The 14,871-nt window shown below is 71.1% G+C and carries 16 protein-coding genes; 8 read left to right on the top strand and 8 right to left on the bottom strand.

Annotated elements, in window-relative coordinates; genetic code table 11:
- The 5 genes from ACFVTC_RS41020 to ACFVTC_RS41000 form a co-directional block, all read right to left on the bottom strand.
- The coding region (locus tag ACFVTC_RS41020; RefSeq protein WP_390134708.1) for a CoA transferase at window positions 1-254 on the bottom strand (254 nt) is incomplete at its 3' end.
- A gap of 5 nt (window positions 255-259) precedes the next feature.
- Window positions 260-1,492, bottom strand: coding sequence for an acyl-CoA dehydrogenase family protein (locus ACFVTC_RS41015; RefSeq protein ID WP_390134707.1), 1,233 nt, complete (start codon window positions 1,490-1,492; stop codon window positions 260-262).
- 1 nt (window position 1,493) lies between these two features.
- The gene (locus ACFVTC_RS41010; protein ID WP_390134704.1) at window positions 1,494-2,444 is read right to left on the bottom strand and encodes a 3-hydroxyacyl-CoA dehydrogenase NAD-binding domain-containing protein; all 951 of its coding nucleotides are present in this window, start codon (window positions 2,442-2,444) and stop codon (window positions 1,494-1,496) included.
- Window positions 2,441-3,181, bottom strand: coding sequence for an acetoacetate decarboxylase (locus tag ACFVTC_RS41005; RefSeq protein ID WP_390134703.1), 741 nt, complete (start codon window positions 3,179-3,181; stop codon window positions 2,441-2,443). Before ACFVTC_RS41005 ends, ACFVTC_RS41010 begins: the two co-directional genes overlap by 4 nt.
- Before the next feature lies 1 nt (window position 3,182).
- Window positions 3,183-4,001 carry a crotonase/enoyl-CoA hydratase family protein gene (locus ACFVTC_RS41000; RefSeq protein ID WP_390134701.1) on the bottom strand — a complete coding sequence of 273 codons (819 nt, stop codon included), beginning with the start codon at window positions 3,999-4,001 and terminating at the stop codon, window positions 3,183-3,185.
- A gap of 580 nt (window positions 4,002-4,581) precedes the next feature.
- On the opposite strand from ACFVTC_RS41000, the gene ACFVTC_RS40995 reads away from it, so the two are divergent.
- On the top strand, window positions 4,582-5,427 hold the full coding sequence (locus ACFVTC_RS40995; protein WP_390134698.1) for an SDR family NAD(P)-dependent oxidoreductase: 846 nt from the start codon (window positions 4,582-4,584) through the stop codon (window positions 5,425-5,427).
- A 55-nt stretch (window positions 5,428-5,482) separates the two neighbouring features.
- Here ACFVTC_RS40995 and ACFVTC_RS40990 read toward each other — a convergent pair whose 3' ends face one another.
- Window positions 5,483-6,382: a helix-turn-helix domain-containing protein gene (locus ACFVTC_RS40990; RefSeq protein WP_390134696.1), complete on the bottom strand. Its 900-nt coding sequence runs from the start codon at window positions 6,380-6,382 to the stop codon at window positions 5,483-5,485.
- A 769-nt stretch (window positions 6,383-7,151) separates the two neighbouring features.
- On the opposite strand from ACFVTC_RS40990, the gene ACFVTC_RS40985 reads away from it, so the two are divergent.
- From ACFVTC_RS40985 to ACFVTC_RS40955, 7 genes are all read left to right on the top strand, one after another.
- Window positions 7,152-8,216, top strand: a complete 1,065-nt coding sequence (locus ACFVTC_RS40985; RefSeq protein WP_390134694.1) for a Rieske 2Fe-2S domain-containing protein — start codon at window positions 7,152-7,154, stop codon at window positions 8,214-8,216.
- Window positions 8,213-8,395, top strand: coding sequence for a hypothetical protein (locus tag ACFVTC_RS40980; RefSeq protein ID WP_390134692.1), 183 nt, complete (start codon window positions 8,213-8,215; stop codon window positions 8,393-8,395). Before ACFVTC_RS40985 ends, ACFVTC_RS40980 begins: the two co-directional genes overlap by 4 nt.
- Window positions 8,392-9,327, top strand: coding sequence for a PDR/VanB family oxidoreductase (locus ACFVTC_RS40975; RefSeq protein ID WP_390134690.1), 936 nt, complete (start codon window positions 8,392-8,394; stop codon window positions 9,325-9,327). Before ACFVTC_RS40980 ends, ACFVTC_RS40975 begins: the two co-directional genes overlap by 4 nt.
- Window positions 9,328-9,488: 161 nt before the next feature.
- Entirely contained in the window at window positions 9,489-10,460 is a 972-nt protein-coding gene (locus ACFVTC_RS40970) for an ABC transporter substrate-binding protein (RefSeq protein WP_390134688.1), read from the top strand.
- Window positions 10,457-11,230, top strand: a complete 774-nt coding sequence (locus ACFVTC_RS40965) for an ABC transporter permease (protein ID WP_390134686.1) — start codon at window positions 10,457-10,459, stop codon at window positions 11,228-11,230. The genes ACFVTC_RS40970 and ACFVTC_RS40965 overlap by 4 nt, the downstream gene beginning before the upstream one ends.
- Complete coding sequence (locus ACFVTC_RS40960; RefSeq protein WP_390134684.1) at window positions 11,227-12,045, top strand: ABC transporter permease; 819 nt, start codon at window positions 11,227-11,229, stop codon at window positions 12,043-12,045. Before ACFVTC_RS40965 ends, ACFVTC_RS40960 begins: the two co-directional genes overlap by 4 nt.
- 20 nt (window positions 12,046-12,065) lie before the next feature.
- Window positions 12,066-12,878 (top strand): ABC transporter ATP-binding protein, encoded by an 813-nt coding sequence (locus ACFVTC_RS40955; RefSeq protein ID WP_390134682.1) that lies wholly within the window; start codon window positions 12,066-12,068, stop codon window positions 12,876-12,878.
- Here the strand turns inward: ACFVTC_RS40955 and ACFVTC_RS40950 are convergent.
- Both ACFVTC_RS40950 and ACFVTC_RS40945 read right to left on the bottom strand, forming a co-directional pair.
- A complete protein-coding gene (locus ACFVTC_RS40950) occupies window positions 12,847-13,164 on the bottom strand; it encodes a hypothetical protein (RefSeq protein WP_390134680.1) in 318 nt (105 codons plus the stop codon). The two genes, ACFVTC_RS40955 and ACFVTC_RS40950, sit on opposite strands and share 32 nt — an antisense overlap.
- Window positions 13,165-13,244: 80 nt before the next feature.
- Window positions 13,245-14,846, bottom strand: coding sequence for a glycoside hydrolase family 13 protein (locus tag ACFVTC_RS40945; RefSeq protein ID WP_390134678.1), 1,602 nt, complete (start codon window positions 14,844-14,846; stop codon window positions 13,245-13,247).
- Window positions 14,847-14,871 lie beyond the last annotated feature (25 nt).

Raw genomic sequence — 14,871 nt, 5'->3', positions numbered from 1 at the left:
ACAGCCGCCGGTGACTTCAGGTCGATCACCATGCCGCGCTTGTTGCGGTTGGCGAGGTGCCAGCCGTAGTTGGCCCGTGCCCTGGGGCTGGGCGGGACCGAACTCAGCATGCGCTGGGGGTCGCCCGCGCCCGGCGGCTCGATCTTGATGACGTCCGCTCCGAAGTCGGAGAGCATGGTGGCCGCTGCCGGTGCCGCGATGAAGCTCGCCGCGTCGAGCACCTTCAGACCGGTGAAGACGGATTCGGTGGTCATCGCCGTCACCCCACGAAGGCGCTGAGGCCGGTGATGGACTTGCCCACGATGAGGGTCTGCATCTGGTGGGTTCCCTCGTACGAGTAGAGGGCCTCGGCGTCGGAGAAGAACCGGGCGACGTCGTAGTCGAGGACGATGCCGTTGCCGCCGAAGATCTCGCGGCACCACGCGACGGATTCACGCATGCGGGCCGCGACGTACTCCTTGGCCAACGCGGACTGCTCGTCGCGGAAGATGCCCTGGTCCTGGAGCCGGGCGAGCTGGACCAGCATGCCCCAGGAGGCGGTGATGTTGCCCAGGCTCTTGACCAGCAGGTCCTGCACCATCTGGAACTTGGCGATCGGACGGCCGAAGGCTATGCGTTCCTTGGCGTAGTCGAGTGCGAGTTCATAGGCGCCGATCATGACACCCAGCGCCTGCCAGGCGACTCCGCCGCGGGTGACGCGCAGGACCTCCGCGACGTCCCGGAAGCCCTTGATGTTGTGCAGCCGGTTGGCCTCGGACACGCGGACGTCGGTCAGGGTGATCTCGGCGTTCTGCACGATCCGCAGCGCGATCTTGCCATCGATCTTCTCCGGCCGGAAGCCCGGGGTGCCCTTCTCTACGACGAAGGCCTTGACCTTGCTGTCGTCGACGTCCCGCGCGAAGACCACGACGTAGTCGGCGAAGGTGGCGTTGCCGATCCACTTCTTGGCGCCGTTGAGGATCCACTCGTCGCCCTCGCGCCTGGCGGTCGTGCGCATGCCGCCGGAGACGTCGGAGCCGCCGAGCGGTTCGGTCAGGGCGAAGGCGCCGATCTTGTCCATCGAGGCCATGGCGGGCAGGAACCTGTCGCGCTGCTCCTGGTCGCCGCCGTAGTAGATCGAGTAGAAGCCGAGCCCGTTGTGGACGCCGAAGAAGGTGGCGGTCGAGGCGTCGACACGGCCCAGCTCGGTGGCGAGCATGCCGCCGAGCAGATGGCTGGCGGCCGGCTTGTGTTCGCCGTAACCCTCGTAGGCCAGGGCGGCCAGTCCGCTGGCGCGGAACTTCTCGATCATCTCGAAGGGGAACTCGCCTTTGCCCCAGTACTCGTTCACCAGTGGCTTGATCTCCTTGCGCAGGAAGGCGCGGGCCTTGAGCAGGATCTCGCGCTCCTCGTCCGAGAGCAGCGCCTCGTACTGGTAGAAGTCGGCGGCCAGTTGCTCGTCCTGCTCTTCGGCGGGGGTGACGGTGGTGGCGGTCGTGGTGGCTGTGGTCATCTCACTTCTCCTCGGGGTGCTCGGTGCGCCGGATGTCCTCCAGGGCGGACAGGACGGCGAGTTGTCCGCGGTCGCGGGCGTCGGCGAGGTCGGCGTACGGCGTGGAGCCATACGCCCTCTCCACCGCCTGGATCACCCGCTCGCGGTCCTCGGGGTCCTGCGAGGGCTCACCGAGGGGCATCCGCTGCATGGTCGAGCCGATGTGTTCGGTGATGTGGCGGTAGCCGCCGGGGCCACCGCCCAGGTGCGCGCCGAGGAACGGCCCGACCGTCGCCCAGCGGACGCCCAGCGAGTGGGTCACGATGGTGTCCAGGTCCTCGGGGGTCACCACGCCCTCCTGGACGAGGTGGACGGCCTGGCGGCTGAGCGCGTTCTGGAGCCGGTTGCCGACGAACCCGGGGATCTCCTGGCGTTCGACGACGGGGGTGCGGCCGACGGCGGTGTAGAAGTCGACGGCCGCCCGCACGGCTTCCTCGGTGGTGCGTTCGCCGGGTACGACCTCGACGAGCGGCAGCAGGTGGGGCGGGTTGAAGGGGTGCCCGATGAGGATGCGGCCGGCGTCCTCGAGTTCCGTGGTGAAAGCGGTCGCCGGGATCGCCGACGACGAGCTGAGCAGCAGCGCGTGCCCGGGGGTCGCCCGGACCAGCCGGGCGAACAGCTCCTTCTTGAACTCGACGCGCTCGGGGCCGTTCTCCTGGACGATGTCCGCGTGCCGGACGGCTTCGGTGACGTCGGCGGCGACGTGTACGCGGTGGGCGAGGCCGTCGGTGGCCAGACCCTGGGCGGCCAGGTGCGGGGCGAACGCGACAAGCGCTTCGGTGATCGCCTCCGGCAGGTCGGGGCGGGGATCGCTGACGTGGACGTCCAGGCCGTGTGCGGCGAACAGGGCTGTCCAGGAGAGTCCGATGGTGCCCGCGCCGATCACGGCGGCGGTACGGAACGGGTGCGTCACCGCGCGCCTTCCTTCAGGTAGTCGAAGACCGGCTCGACGGGTGCGAGGGTCAGGTCGGTGAGGATGTGGCTGGCCGAGACGACCTCCAGGACGGGCAGGTCCGCCAGCGGGGCGAGGACATGGGCGAAGAGCTGGAGCCGGGCCGGGCCGGCGTACGCCTCCTTGACCACCACGTCGGTGATCTCGGTGCGCACCAGTTCCTGGACGCGCAGTTCACGGCGGTAGCCCGGGACGGACTTGAGCATGAAGGTCGGCACCGTGATCTGGTCCCTGGCCGTGGCCTCGTCGAGGGTCCGGTGCTTGTAGCCCATGGTCGCGGTGGCGACACGGAGGGTTCCGTACTCGAGCGTGCCGACGAGCGTCCCGTTGTCGACGTACAGCGTGGGTGCGACCTTCGGGTACGCGCTGACCTCGCGCCCGGACGCCGTCGCCGGGAAGTTGTCCAGGTACATCGCGTGCAGGTACTCGCCCCGCTCGCCCTCGAAGACGACCTCGATCGCCTGTCCGGCCTCGGTGTAGGGACCGAAACCGCTGACGTCGCCCATCTTCATGATCTCGAAGCGGACCAGCGGGTCATCGATCCGAAGAGGTTCGGGCACGACGGCACGCAGCGCGTCGGGGTCGGTGCGGTAGACGATGTTGAGGTATTCACGGTCGGTGAAGCGGGGAACGGTGGGCGCATACGCGGGGCTGGTCAGCGGGGTGGTCGGATGCCGCCGGACGTCTTCCATCCGCATGTCACTTCCCCGTCCACCGCGGGGCGCGGCGCTCGGCGAAGGCGGTCATGCCCTCCCGGACGTCGGCCGTGGCCATCAGCTCGCTCATCACCGTGCGCTGCGCGGCGAAGGCGGCGGCCTCGGGTACACCGTCCGCGGCGCGGACGACCGCCTTCACGGCGGCCAGCGCCAGGGGGGCGTTCGCCGCCAGCCGTTCGGCGAGCCGGAGGGCCTCCGGCACGGCCTGACCGGCGGGAACGACCCGGTTGACCAGACCCAGCTCACCGGCCCGGACACCGCTCACCGGTTCGCCGGTCAGCAGCAGCTCCATCGCGAGGTGGTAGGGGACGCGCCGGGGCAGCCGGATCACTCCCCCGCCGGCGGCGATCAGTCCCCGCTTGACCTCCGGCAGACCGAAGTGCGCGTCCTGGGCGGCCACGATCAGGTCGCACGCGAGGGCCAGTTCGAAGCCGCCGCCCATGGCCCAGCCCTCCACGGCGGCGATCAGCGGCTTCGTCCGGTCGACCTCGGTGACACCGCCGAATCCGCGCCCCGGGATGTCCGGGGACTCGCCCCGCAGGGCCGCCTTCAGGTCCATGCCGGCGCTGAAGGCGCCCTCGGCACCGGTCAGCACGCCGGCCCGGAGTTCCGGGTCCGCCTCCAGTTCGTCCAGGGCGCTCGCCAGCAGGGCGGCGACCTCGGCGTTGACGGAATTGCGTGCTCGTGGGCGGTCGATCGTGATGAGCAGGGTCGTACCCGCCCGTCGGACCTGCACGTCGGCTCTGCTCGTACCGGTCCCCCGGTCCGTGTCGAGCGGCCCGGTGACGAAGCGTTCCGCCATCGCCTCTTCCTTCCGTTCGTGGGTCGTCGTTCCTGCCACATAACGTTAGGGAAGGGCACCGGATGACGGAATCATCAAAAGGGTGACGGCGGTGTGACCACGTCAGTCACACCATTTTCGGAATTACTCCGGCCGTCGCCTCAACCATTACTCCGCATTCCATTCCGATGGACCCGGAGCCGGAATTCCGCACGAAGATACGGCTCTCCCGTCGATATTCATGTGCCTGATTTCCTGTGGCCCCGCGGTTCGCTTCGACCGGATCTTCCGATGGCACCATTCCGTTTCCCCGGAAGCGGGCGGCAGGCGGCAGGCGGCAGGCGGCGGCGATCCTGGGTCTGCCGGGACCAGGCTGGGCAGGGCCAGGCAACGTATGGAACGGGCCCGGCGGGCGGCGTTGACTGAGGGCACAGCCCGCCCCGGTCCGGACCGCCGACGCTGTCGCGGAGGCCGCCGGGCGCCGGTGCCCGCCCCGTCCCGTCCCGCGTCGCATCGCGAAGGGAACCCCGCGTCCGCGGGGCCCCCGCGTCCGCCCGGAACGCCCACCTGTGCCGAAGGCACTTCCTCTCCTGGAGTTCGTATGTCCACCACCTGGTTCGTCACCGGCGCTTCCCGCGGCCTCGGGCTGCACATCGCCCGGCAGGCCCTCGACGCCGGCGACAACGTCGTGGCGACCGCCCGAAATCCGCGGGCGGTGCACGACGCGCTGCCGGGGTACGGCGACAGGCTGCTGCCACTCGCGCTCGACGTCGACGATTCCGCCCGGGCCGAGGCCGCCGTGCACAGTGCGCTGTCCCACTTCGGGCGGGTCGACGTACTGGTCAACAACGCCGGACGCGGACTGGTGGGAGCGGTGGAGGAGACCTCCGACGACGAGGCACGCGCGCTGTTCGACACCAACGTCTTCGGCCTGCTGAACGTCACCCGCGCCGTCCTGCCGGCCATGCGCTCGTCGCGGGCCGGCACCATCATCAACATCAGCTCGGTCGGTGGCTTCGTCGGCTGGGCCGGCTGGGGCGTCTACTGCGCCACGAAGTTCGCGGTGGAAGGGCTGACCGAGGCCATGGCACTGGAATTGCGGCCCTTGGGCATCAGGGTGAGCGCCGTCGAGCCGGGCCCGCTGAGGACCGACTTCCTCGACACCACGTCGCTGGTCCGCGCCGAGAAGGTCATCGACGCCTACTCCGCGACCTCGGGAGCGTCCCGCGACTGGGCCCAGGACTCCAACCACGCGCAGGCCGGCGACCCGGCCAGGGCCGCCGCCGTCGTGATCGACGCGGTCCGCGGTACCAGCCTCCCGGTCCGCATCCCGCTGGGCGGCGCCACGGTCGCCGATGTCGGGACGAAGCTGGCCGCCACCGATGCCATCCTGCGCCAGTGGCGGCAGACCGCCCTGTCCGTCGACGACGAGGTGGCCATCGGTTGAGGAGCCGCCAGGCCGGGGCCGGTGGCGCACACCTCCGGCCCCGGCCGTGGCGCCCCTACGACGTCCGCCGCACTTCCTCCGGGTCGGCACACCCGGTGAGGGCCTCCGCACGGAGGTCCGCGGCCCAGCTGGACAGGATGCGCAGCTTCTCCTCGGAGGGCGATCCGCTGTCCGCCGTGTACACGAGCAGCGACAGACCCGGGTCGTCGGGCAGCGCGAGGGACTCGTAGTTGACGGTCATGATGCCGACCGCCTCGTGATGGAACCGCTTCCTGCCGTGCGTGTGCTGGAAGACCTCGTACTCGGCCCACACCCGGGAGAAATCGTCGCTGCGCGCGGTCAGCTCGCCGATCAGCCCGGCGAGCGCCGGGTCCGGCTCCTCCCCGGCGGCGACCCGCAGGACGGCCACCATCTGGGCACCGATCTCCGCCCAGTCGGGATACACCGTGCGGGCACGGGGGTTGAGGAACATCCACCGCACCAGGTTCCGCTCGGCCGCCGGCATCGCGTCGAAATCGTCGATGAGGACCTTGCCCATCCGGTTGGAGGCGATCACCTCAAGCCGGGGGCCGTGCAGCACGACCGGAGTGGGATCCAGGGCCTCCATCATCATCCGCACGGCCGGCCGCGCCTTGAGCACCCGCGCCGTGTGCGGCCGGGCCGGTCCGTCCGGCACGAGCCCCGGCTGGGCCATCGAGAAAAGATGCCGCCGCTCGAGCCCGGTCAGCCGCAGCGCGTCCGCCACGGCGGACAGCACCTGCGCGGAGACGTTCCTGGCTCTGCCCTGTTCCAGGCGGGTGTAGTAGTCCGCGCTCACACCGGCCAGCAGCGCCAGCTCCTCGCGGCGCAGTCCCTTGACACGCCGCGCGCCGGACGGCCACGGCAGCCCCACGTCCTGTGGGGTCAGTGCCGCGCGGCGCGACCGCAGAAAGTCCGAGAGCTCCGCAGAATGCATCGTTCCTCCCACGGTGCGGTCCCGACGCCGGCGATCGGGGCTCGGAACCATTGTCTCCCGCACGCGCCCGGCTCCTCCAGCCGGACGGAGGGTGCCGCACCCGTCCGTCGGTCCGTCCCGGGAAGCATCGGAACACGCCTGGTCCGGGGGTCGGACGGCGGAGGCGTGCGTCGGCTCCGGGCCCGTAGGCGACCTTCGCGGTCTTCCGCGGGGAGCGGCCGACGAGCGGGGACGCGGTCCCGGCGGGTCCGGTCCGCCGGTACTGGGTCCGGTCCGCCGGTACTGGGTCCGGTCCGCCGGTACTGGGTCCGGTCCGCCGGTACTGGGTCCGGTCCGCCGGTCCTGGGTCCGGTCCGCCGGTCCTGGGTCCGCGCCGACGGCCTCCGCGAGCCGGCGATCGGCACGACGTCCGCTCTCGGGCACCACGTCCGGGGTGTCTTTCGCGCCGGCGCACGGACGTTGCCCGCGGAGGCAGTCGGCGAACCGCCCCGGAGCGGGTGGCGGCTCGGGCCCGTGATCAGGATCGGATGCGACGCCCCGGGCTCACGCGTGTCGGCCCCTGGGCGGGGCCTGCTGCCGCGCCGCCGGCGATCGAGGGCTTCCCGAGGAGCCGGCCCGCCCCGCGGCGCTCGTCGGCATGACCGGCGGACGAGCACCCGCCCCGACAAGGTGGATTCCCCGTTCCCTTCCGTGGGACGGAAGAGCCGTTGCGGCACGGTGAACCCCTTCCCGACGATGCCACCACAGCAGTCAGACGGGAGCCGCAGCGATGCCGCACACGACCGCCTTCGCCAGGAACCAGTGGTACGTCGCCGCCCTCGCCCACGAGGTGGGGCGCGAGTTGCTCGGCCGGACGGTTCTGGGTGAACCGCTCGTCCTCTACCGGACCGAGGACGAGGGGGCTGCCGTCGCCCTGGCCGACCGCTGCGTGCACCGCCGGTTCCCGCTCTCCGAGAGCCGGCTCGACGGGGACCGGATCGTGTGCGGCTATCACGGGTTCACCTACGACACCACGGGTACCTGCGTGTACGTGCCGGGGCAGAAACGCGTACCGCGCACGGCCCGGGTCGCCGCGTACCCGGTCCTCGAGCAGGACGCGTTCGTCTGGGTGTGGATCGGCGACCCGGCGCTCGCCGACCCGCGGACCGTCCCGCGGGCCGAGCACATGGACTCTCCGGACTGGACCACGGTCTCGGGCATGGAGCCCATCGACGCCGACTACGGGCTGCTCGTCGACAATCTCCTCGACCTCTCTCACGAGACCTATCTGCACGGCGGATACATCGGCACCCCCGAGGTCGCCGAGACGCCGATCACGACGGAGGTCGACGAGGGCGCCGGCATCGTGCGCGTCAGCCGGCACATGGACGACGCCGAGTGCCCGCCGTTCTACGCACGTTCGACCGGGATCGAAGGCCGGATCACCCGCTGGCAGGACATCGAGTACCACGCGCCGTGCCTGTATCTGCTGCACAGCCGTGTCGCACCGGTCGGGGTACTGCCCGAGGCGGACGGCGGCGACCCGCGCGCCTTCCACACCGAGATCACCTACGCGATCACCCCCTCGCGGGACGGCCATGTCTACGACTTCTGGGCGGTCTCCCGGGACTTCGCCCGCGAGGACGGCGAAGTCACCGCGTTCCTGCGGGACTTCAACCACACGGTCGTGATGCAGGACGTAGACGCGCTCAACCTGCTGCAGCGGACGCTGGGCACCGAGCGCGACGGATACCAGGAACTCAGCATCAACATCGACACCGGTGGTCTCGCGGCCCGCCGTATCCTCGCCCGGCTGGCCGAGGAGGGCGACAAGCCGACGGAGCGGGTCCGGTGACGCCGGCTCCCCGCTTCGCACCCCGGGAGGTCTACCGCGTCGACTGGCTCCCGGGCACCGATGTCCTGCACGGCACCTGCCACTGCGGCGCCGAGCACACCGCCCAGGATCCGGTCGAGATGTGGGAGTGGATGCTCGCCCACCCCGAGGGACACACGCCCCCGGAAATCCGGGGATGACCGTCCACGAAGCCGATCTCGTCGTGTCACGGCGGGAGTTCGCGGCCGTGGGGGTGGTCGCCCTCACGCTGCGCCACCCCCTCGGCGAGGACCTTCCCCGCTGGGAGCCGGGCGCCCACATCGACGTCGTGCTCGGACCCGGGCTGGAGCGGCAGTACTCGCTGTGCGGCGACCCGGCGGACCGCGGGACGTGGCGGATCGCGGTGCTGCGGGAGCCGCACGGCCGCGGTGGGTCCTCGTACGTGCACGAGCGGGTGGAAGCGGGCGACAGGATCCGCGTCCGCGGTCCGCGCAACCACTTCGTCCTGACTCCCGTTCCCCGGTACCGGTTCGTCGCGGGCGGTATCGGTATCACCCCGATCCTGCCGATGCTCGCCGCGGCGCAGGCGGCCGGCGCGCGGTGGACGCTGCTGTACGGCGGACGGACCCGCGACTCCATGGCCTTCGTAGGGGAGTTGAGCCGGTACGGGGACCGGGTGACGATCGCTCCCCAGGACGAGTGCGGGCTGCTGGACCTCGACTCCGTGCTCTCCGGTGTCCCCGGGGACACGCTGGTCTACTGCTGCGGTCCCGGGCCGCTGCTCGACGCCGTGGAGGAGCGGTGCCCCTCCGGGCTGCTGCACGTCGAGCGCTTCCGGCCGAAGGCCCAGGGACGCGGCGGTGACGGCGAGTTCGAGGTCGTCCTCTCGCGCAGCGGCCGCACGCTGACCGTCCCCGCGGACGCCTCCGTGCTCGACACCGTGCGAGGTGCGGGCGTCGAGGTGCTCTTCTCCTGCACCGAGGGCACCTGCGGTACGTGCGAGACGGACGTCCTCGAAGGGGCCCCGGACCACCGGGACTCGGTGCTCACCGAGGCGGAGCGGGCGGCCGGGGAAACCATGCTCATCTGTGTCTCCCGGTGCCGGGGGGAGCGGCTCGTGCTCGACCTGTAGGCAGCCCGGTCGGGCGACCGGGAGCACGCTTCGGTAACTGTCAACAATATTGTCAGCCACGGCCATTGACCGCGTCGTACGGGAGTTCTACCGTCCGCTGAGCACCACTGTGCGGTGTGCGCACAGCCTGTCGGAACACTGTCGTCTGCACAGGAGGAGCCATGCGTCGTCTGCTCGCCGGTCTCGCGGTCGGAACCTTCCTGGTCGCCGCGTCGGCCTGTGGATCGTCCGACGACTCCGGAACGTCGGACAAGGGCACGTCGTCCGGCGGTACCACCACGGTCGAGGTCGGGATCATCCCCATCGTCGATGTCGCGCCGCTCTACCTGGGCCGGCAGAAGGGCTTCTACGGCAAACGCGGTCTGAAGCTCTCCATGACGACCGCGCAGGGCGGCGCCGCGATCGTCCCGGGCGTCGTCAGCGGCCAGTTCCAGTTCGGCTTCTCCAACATGACCTCGCTGATGATCGCCCGGAGCCAGAACGTGCCCGTCAAGGCGGTGGCCAACGGCGTCGCCTCAACAGGCTCGGCAGGCAAGGACTTCGGTGCCATCACGGTGAAGAAGGGCAGCGCCCTCACGTCGGCGAAGGATCTGGAGGGGAAGAAGGTCGCCGTCAACACGCTGAAGAACATCAACGAGACCGCGGTACGCGAGTCGGTGCGCAAGGCGGGCGGCGACCCCTCGAAGGTGAAGTTCGTCGAGCTGGCCTTCGACCAGATGCCCGCCGCCCTGGACAGCGGTCAGATCGACGCGGCGATGGTCGTCGAGCCCGCGCTCGCCACCGTCAGGAGCCAGGGCGGCACGGAGATCGCGTCGTCCCTGGTCGACGTCGCCAAGGACCTCACCGTGGCGATGTACTTCACGTCCACCCAGTACGAGCAGAAGCACCCCGATGTGGTGAAGAGGTTCCAGGAGGCGACCGCCGAGTCCCTCGCCTACGCCGACGCCCACCCGGACGAGGTCCGCTCCGTCGTCACCTCGTACACGAAGATCCCCGCGGCGGTCCTCGCGAAGGTCACCCTGCCGAAGTGGCCGGCCGAGCCGGACCGCGCGTCGATCGAGGCGCTGGAGAAACTGGGCGAACAGGACGGGCTCTTCAAGTCGGCCCCCGATCTCGACGCACTGCTGCCGTGAGGGGTACGAACGCGGCACTCGGTACGGCCGGGCTCGCGGCCTTCCTCGCCCTGGGCGAGCTGGCGCCGCGGCTCGGCCTCGTCAAAGCGGTCTACTTCCCGCCGACCAGCCGCATCGCCGACGCGCTCGGGCAGGAGGCCACCGACGGCGCCTTCTGGGCGGCCCTCGGCGACACCCTCACCGGCTGGGCGCTGGGCCTCGCGACCGCGGTCGTCGCGGGCGTGGTCGTGGGGCTGATCGTCTCGGTCGTGCCGTATCTGCGCGAGGCCACGGCCTCCACGATCGAGTTCCTGCGCCCGATCCCCTCCGTCGCGCTGATCCCCCTCGCCGTCCTGCTGTACGGCACCGAGCTGCGCTCCGTCCTCCTCCTCGTCGTGTACGCCTCCTTCTGGCAGGTCCTCGTCCAGGTCCTGTACGGCGTCCGCGACGTCGACCCGGTCGCGGAGGAGACGGCACGCTCGTACGGCCTCGGCCCCTGGGCGCGCACCCGGCACGTCCTGTGGCCCACCGCGCTCCCCTACGTCATGACGGGTGTCAGGCTGGCCGCCGCGGTCGCCCTCATCCTCGCCGTGACCGCCGAACTCGTCATCGGGGCACCGGGGCTGGGCGCGCGGATCGCGGTCGCCCAGTCCTCGCAGGCCGTCCCGGACCTGTACGCGCTGGTGGTGGTCACCGGCCTGCTCGGGCTGCTGATCAACGTGGGTGCCCGCGCGGTGGAGCGACGGGCGCTGGCCTGGCACCAGTCGGTGCGCGGGGAGGTGGCGGTGTGACGGGAGTCCCGTCCGGCCGCACGAGGCCGAACGTCTGGAGTTCCCTCCTGACGCGGGTGCTGTTCGTCGTGGCGCTCCCCGTGCTGCTGGTCGTCGGCTGGTGGCTCGCGTCGGACGGCAGCACCGACGTCTACTGGCCGCCGCTGCGCACGATCCTCAGGACATTCCCCGACGTCTGGACGGGCGACCGGCTCCGTGCCGACCTGGTGCCCAGTGTGCTGCGGCTGCTCGGCGGCTACGCGGTGGCGGCCGTCGCGGGGATCCTCCTCGGCGTGGTCATCGGCTCGTACCGGCGGGTGCGGGCGTTCTGCGAGCCGGTCCTGGAATTCCTGCGCGCGGTGCCGCCGCCCGTCCTCGTGCCGGTCATCATGCTGTTCGCGGGCATCGGCGACACGATGAAGATCGTCGTGATCGCGAGCGGCTGCCTCTGGCCGGTCCTGCTCAACACGGTCGAGGGGGTGCGGGCCGTCGACTCCGTGATGGCCGAGACGGCGCGTTCGTACGGCGTCACGGGCGCCGCCCGGCTGCGGCACGTGGTCCTGCGGGCGGCGAGCCCGCAGATCTTCGCCGGCCTGCGCCAGGCCCTGTCCGTCGGGATCATCCTGATGGTCATCAGCGAGATGTTCGCGGCGAGCAACGGCCTCGGCTTCACCATCGTGCAGTTCCAGCGCGGCTTCGCGATCCCCGACATGTGGACCGGGATCATCGTCCTCGGCCTGCTCGGCCTTCTCCTCTCGGTCGCCTTCCAGTTCGTGGAGCGCCGGGTGCTCGGCTGGTACCACGGCTTCCGGGACTCCTCCCGGCGGTCCCCGTGACGCTCGTGAGAGGGCGGTCCATGCACGCGTCTTTGGTCGTCACCGGCCTGCGGAAGGTCTACGAGGGGTCGGGGCGCCGCGTGGAGGCGGTCCGCGACCTCACCTTCACGGTGGACGCGGGTGAACTCGTCTGCCTGGTGGGCCCGTCGGGCTGCGGCAAGACCACGTTGCTCAAGTGCGTGGGCGGGCTGCTCGCACCGACCGCGGGCGAGGTGCGGCTCGCCGGGCGTCCGGTGAACGGGCCGCCGCCCGGCATGGCGTTCGTGTTCCAGGAGTACGGGCGCAGCCTCTTCCCCTGGATGCGGGTCGGCGAGAACGTCGAACTTCCGCTGAAGCAGAAGAAGCTGGGCAGACTCCGGCGGCACGAACTGGTCGCCGACGCACTGGAGTCGGTCGGTCTGTCCGAAGCGGCGGGGGCCTATCCGTGGCAGCTGTCCGGCGGCATGCAGCAGCGGGTCGCGATCGCGCGGGCGCTGGCGTACGAGCCCGAGGTCCTGCTGATGGACGAGCCGTTCGCGGCGGTCGACGCGCAGACCCGCGCGGACCTGGAGGACCTGGTCCGCAGACTGTGGCGACGGCGCGGCATGACCATCCTGTTCGTCACCCACGACATCGACGAGGCGGTCTATCTGGGCGAGCGGGTCCTGGTCCTCTCGGCCTCCCCCACCGTCGTGCGGGAGCAGCTGAGGATCGACCTGCCCGAGGAGCGCGACCAGCTGCACACCCGGGTGGCCCCGCGCTTCGCCGAGTTGCGGACCCAGGTCTACGAGCAGATCCAGGCGGCGAAGCGCGGGGAGGCGGTCACGAGGAGGGATATGCCTCCCCTTCACTGAACTGGGTCACGGGCCATGCGGTGTTGGTGGTGACGTCGTTCCGCGGGCAGCGCTGGCCGGTGTACCGCCCGGATGCCTCCGAGGCGAGCGTGCCCTGTGTGTGGTCGGGGCCGATCTTCGTGCCGGTGGTGGTGGCGGACTCGGCCGAGGTGAGGGGGTGGCTCGCGCCCGCCGCGGCCACCGCGGCGTGGGCCGTGGTGGTGCCGGGCATGCCCGCGGCGTGGGCCGTGGTGGTGCCGGGCATGCCCGCGGCGAGGGCGGCGGACGCGGCGCATGCCGGTGGCATGCGCCTGACGGTTGTCCTGTTGTGCATGTGCTGATCACTTCGGGGTGGGGGCGCGGACAGCGGTGTGCGATTCGGCGGTCTCAGGCGCGCAGCCACACCGCCGTGTCCGGCGGGAGGAGTCCGTCGGCGTCCAACGGACCGCTGCCGAGCAGGAACGCGGAGTGTTCAGGAAGTCCGACCGGGCCGGCGGCCAGGTTGACCACGCAGAGCAGACCGTCCGTGCGGGCGAAGGCGAGGACGCCCTCGTCGGCGGGCAGCCAGCTGAGCGGGCCGTCGCCGAACCCCGGTTCGGTGCGGCGGACGCGAAGCGCGGCCCGGTAGAGGCTCAGCATCGAGGCCGGGTCCTCGGACTGGCGGTCGGCGGCGTAGTCGGGCCAGCCGGCGGGCTGGGGCAGCCAGGGGTCACCGCCGAATCCGGCGTACGGGGCCTCGGCGTCCCAGGGCAGCGGGACCCGGCAGCCGTCCCGGCCCGGGTCGGTGCCGCCGGAGCGGAAGTGCATCGGGTCCTGGATGCTGTCGAGGGGCAGTTCGACCTCGGGCAGGCCGAGTTCCTCGCCCTGGTAGACGTAGACGGAACCGGGCAGGGCGAGCGAGAGCAGGGCGGCGGCGCGGGCCCGGCGGGTGCCGAGGGCGAGGTCGGTGGGGGTCCCGAATGCCTTGGCCGTGAAGTCGAAGCCGGTGTCCGTGCGCCCGTAACGGGTGACCGTGCGCGTCACATCGTGGTTGCACAGCACCCAGGTGGCGGGCGCCCCGACGGGCGCGTGCTCGGCGAGGGTCTCGTCGATGGAGGTGCGCAGCCGCCCGGCGTCCCAGGGGCAGGACAGGAAGGAGAAGTTGAAGGCGGTGTGCAGCTCGTCGGGGCGCAGATAGCGGGCGAAGCGCTCGGAGTCGGGGAGCCAGACCTCGCCGACGAAGATGCCGTCGTAGGCGTCGGCGACCGAACGCCACGAGCGGTAGATGTCATGGAGTTCGTCTCGGTCGACGTACGGGTTCGGGTCGCGGCCCTCGACGTAGTCGGGCAGGTCGGGGTCCTTGGCGAGCAGGGCGGCCGAGTCGATGCGGACGCCGGCCACGCCCCGCTCGAACCAGAAGCGCAGGATCTCCTCGTGCTCCTGGCGGACGGCCGGGTGCCCCCAGTTGAGGTCGGGCTGCTCGGGGGTGAAGAGATGGAGGTACCAGTCGCCGTCGGGCAGCCGCGTCCACACCGGTTCGGAGGAGCCGGCGAACTGGGACGGCCAGTCGTTGGGCGGGAGTTCGCCGTGCTCTCCGCGTCCGGGGCGGAAGTGGAACAGCTCGCGCTCCGGGCCGCCCGCCAGGGCCGCCTGGAACCAGGGATGCTGGTCGGACACGTGGTTCGGCACGATGTCGACGAGGGTGCGGATGCCCAGTTCCCGGGCCTCGGCGATGAGCTTCTCCGCCTCGGCGAGCGTCCCGAAGGCCGGATCGATGGAACGGTAGTCTGCGACGTCGTAGCCGCCGTCCGCCATGGGTGAGCGGTACCAGGGGTTGAACCACAGGGCGTCCACACCGAGTTCGGCGAGGTAGGGCAGTCTGGCGCGGACGCCCGCGAGGTCGCCGGTGCCGTCGCCGTCGCCGTCCGCGAAGCTGCGGACGTACACCTGGTAGATGACGGCGGAACGCCACCACGCGGACTGATTTCGGGCAGGGCGGGGCTGTCCCACGGTGCGTTGCCTTTCGTTCGAGGAG

The organism is Streptomyces sp. NPDC057950, from assembly GCF_042887295.1.
GTDB classification, from domain to species: domain Bacteria; phylum Actinomycetota; class Actinomycetes; order Streptomycetales; family Streptomycetaceae; genus Streptomyces; species Streptomyces kaempferi.
The sequence above is the reverse complement of the archived record's forward strand: the minus strand, read 5'-3'. Positions and strand labels throughout refer to the sequence as shown.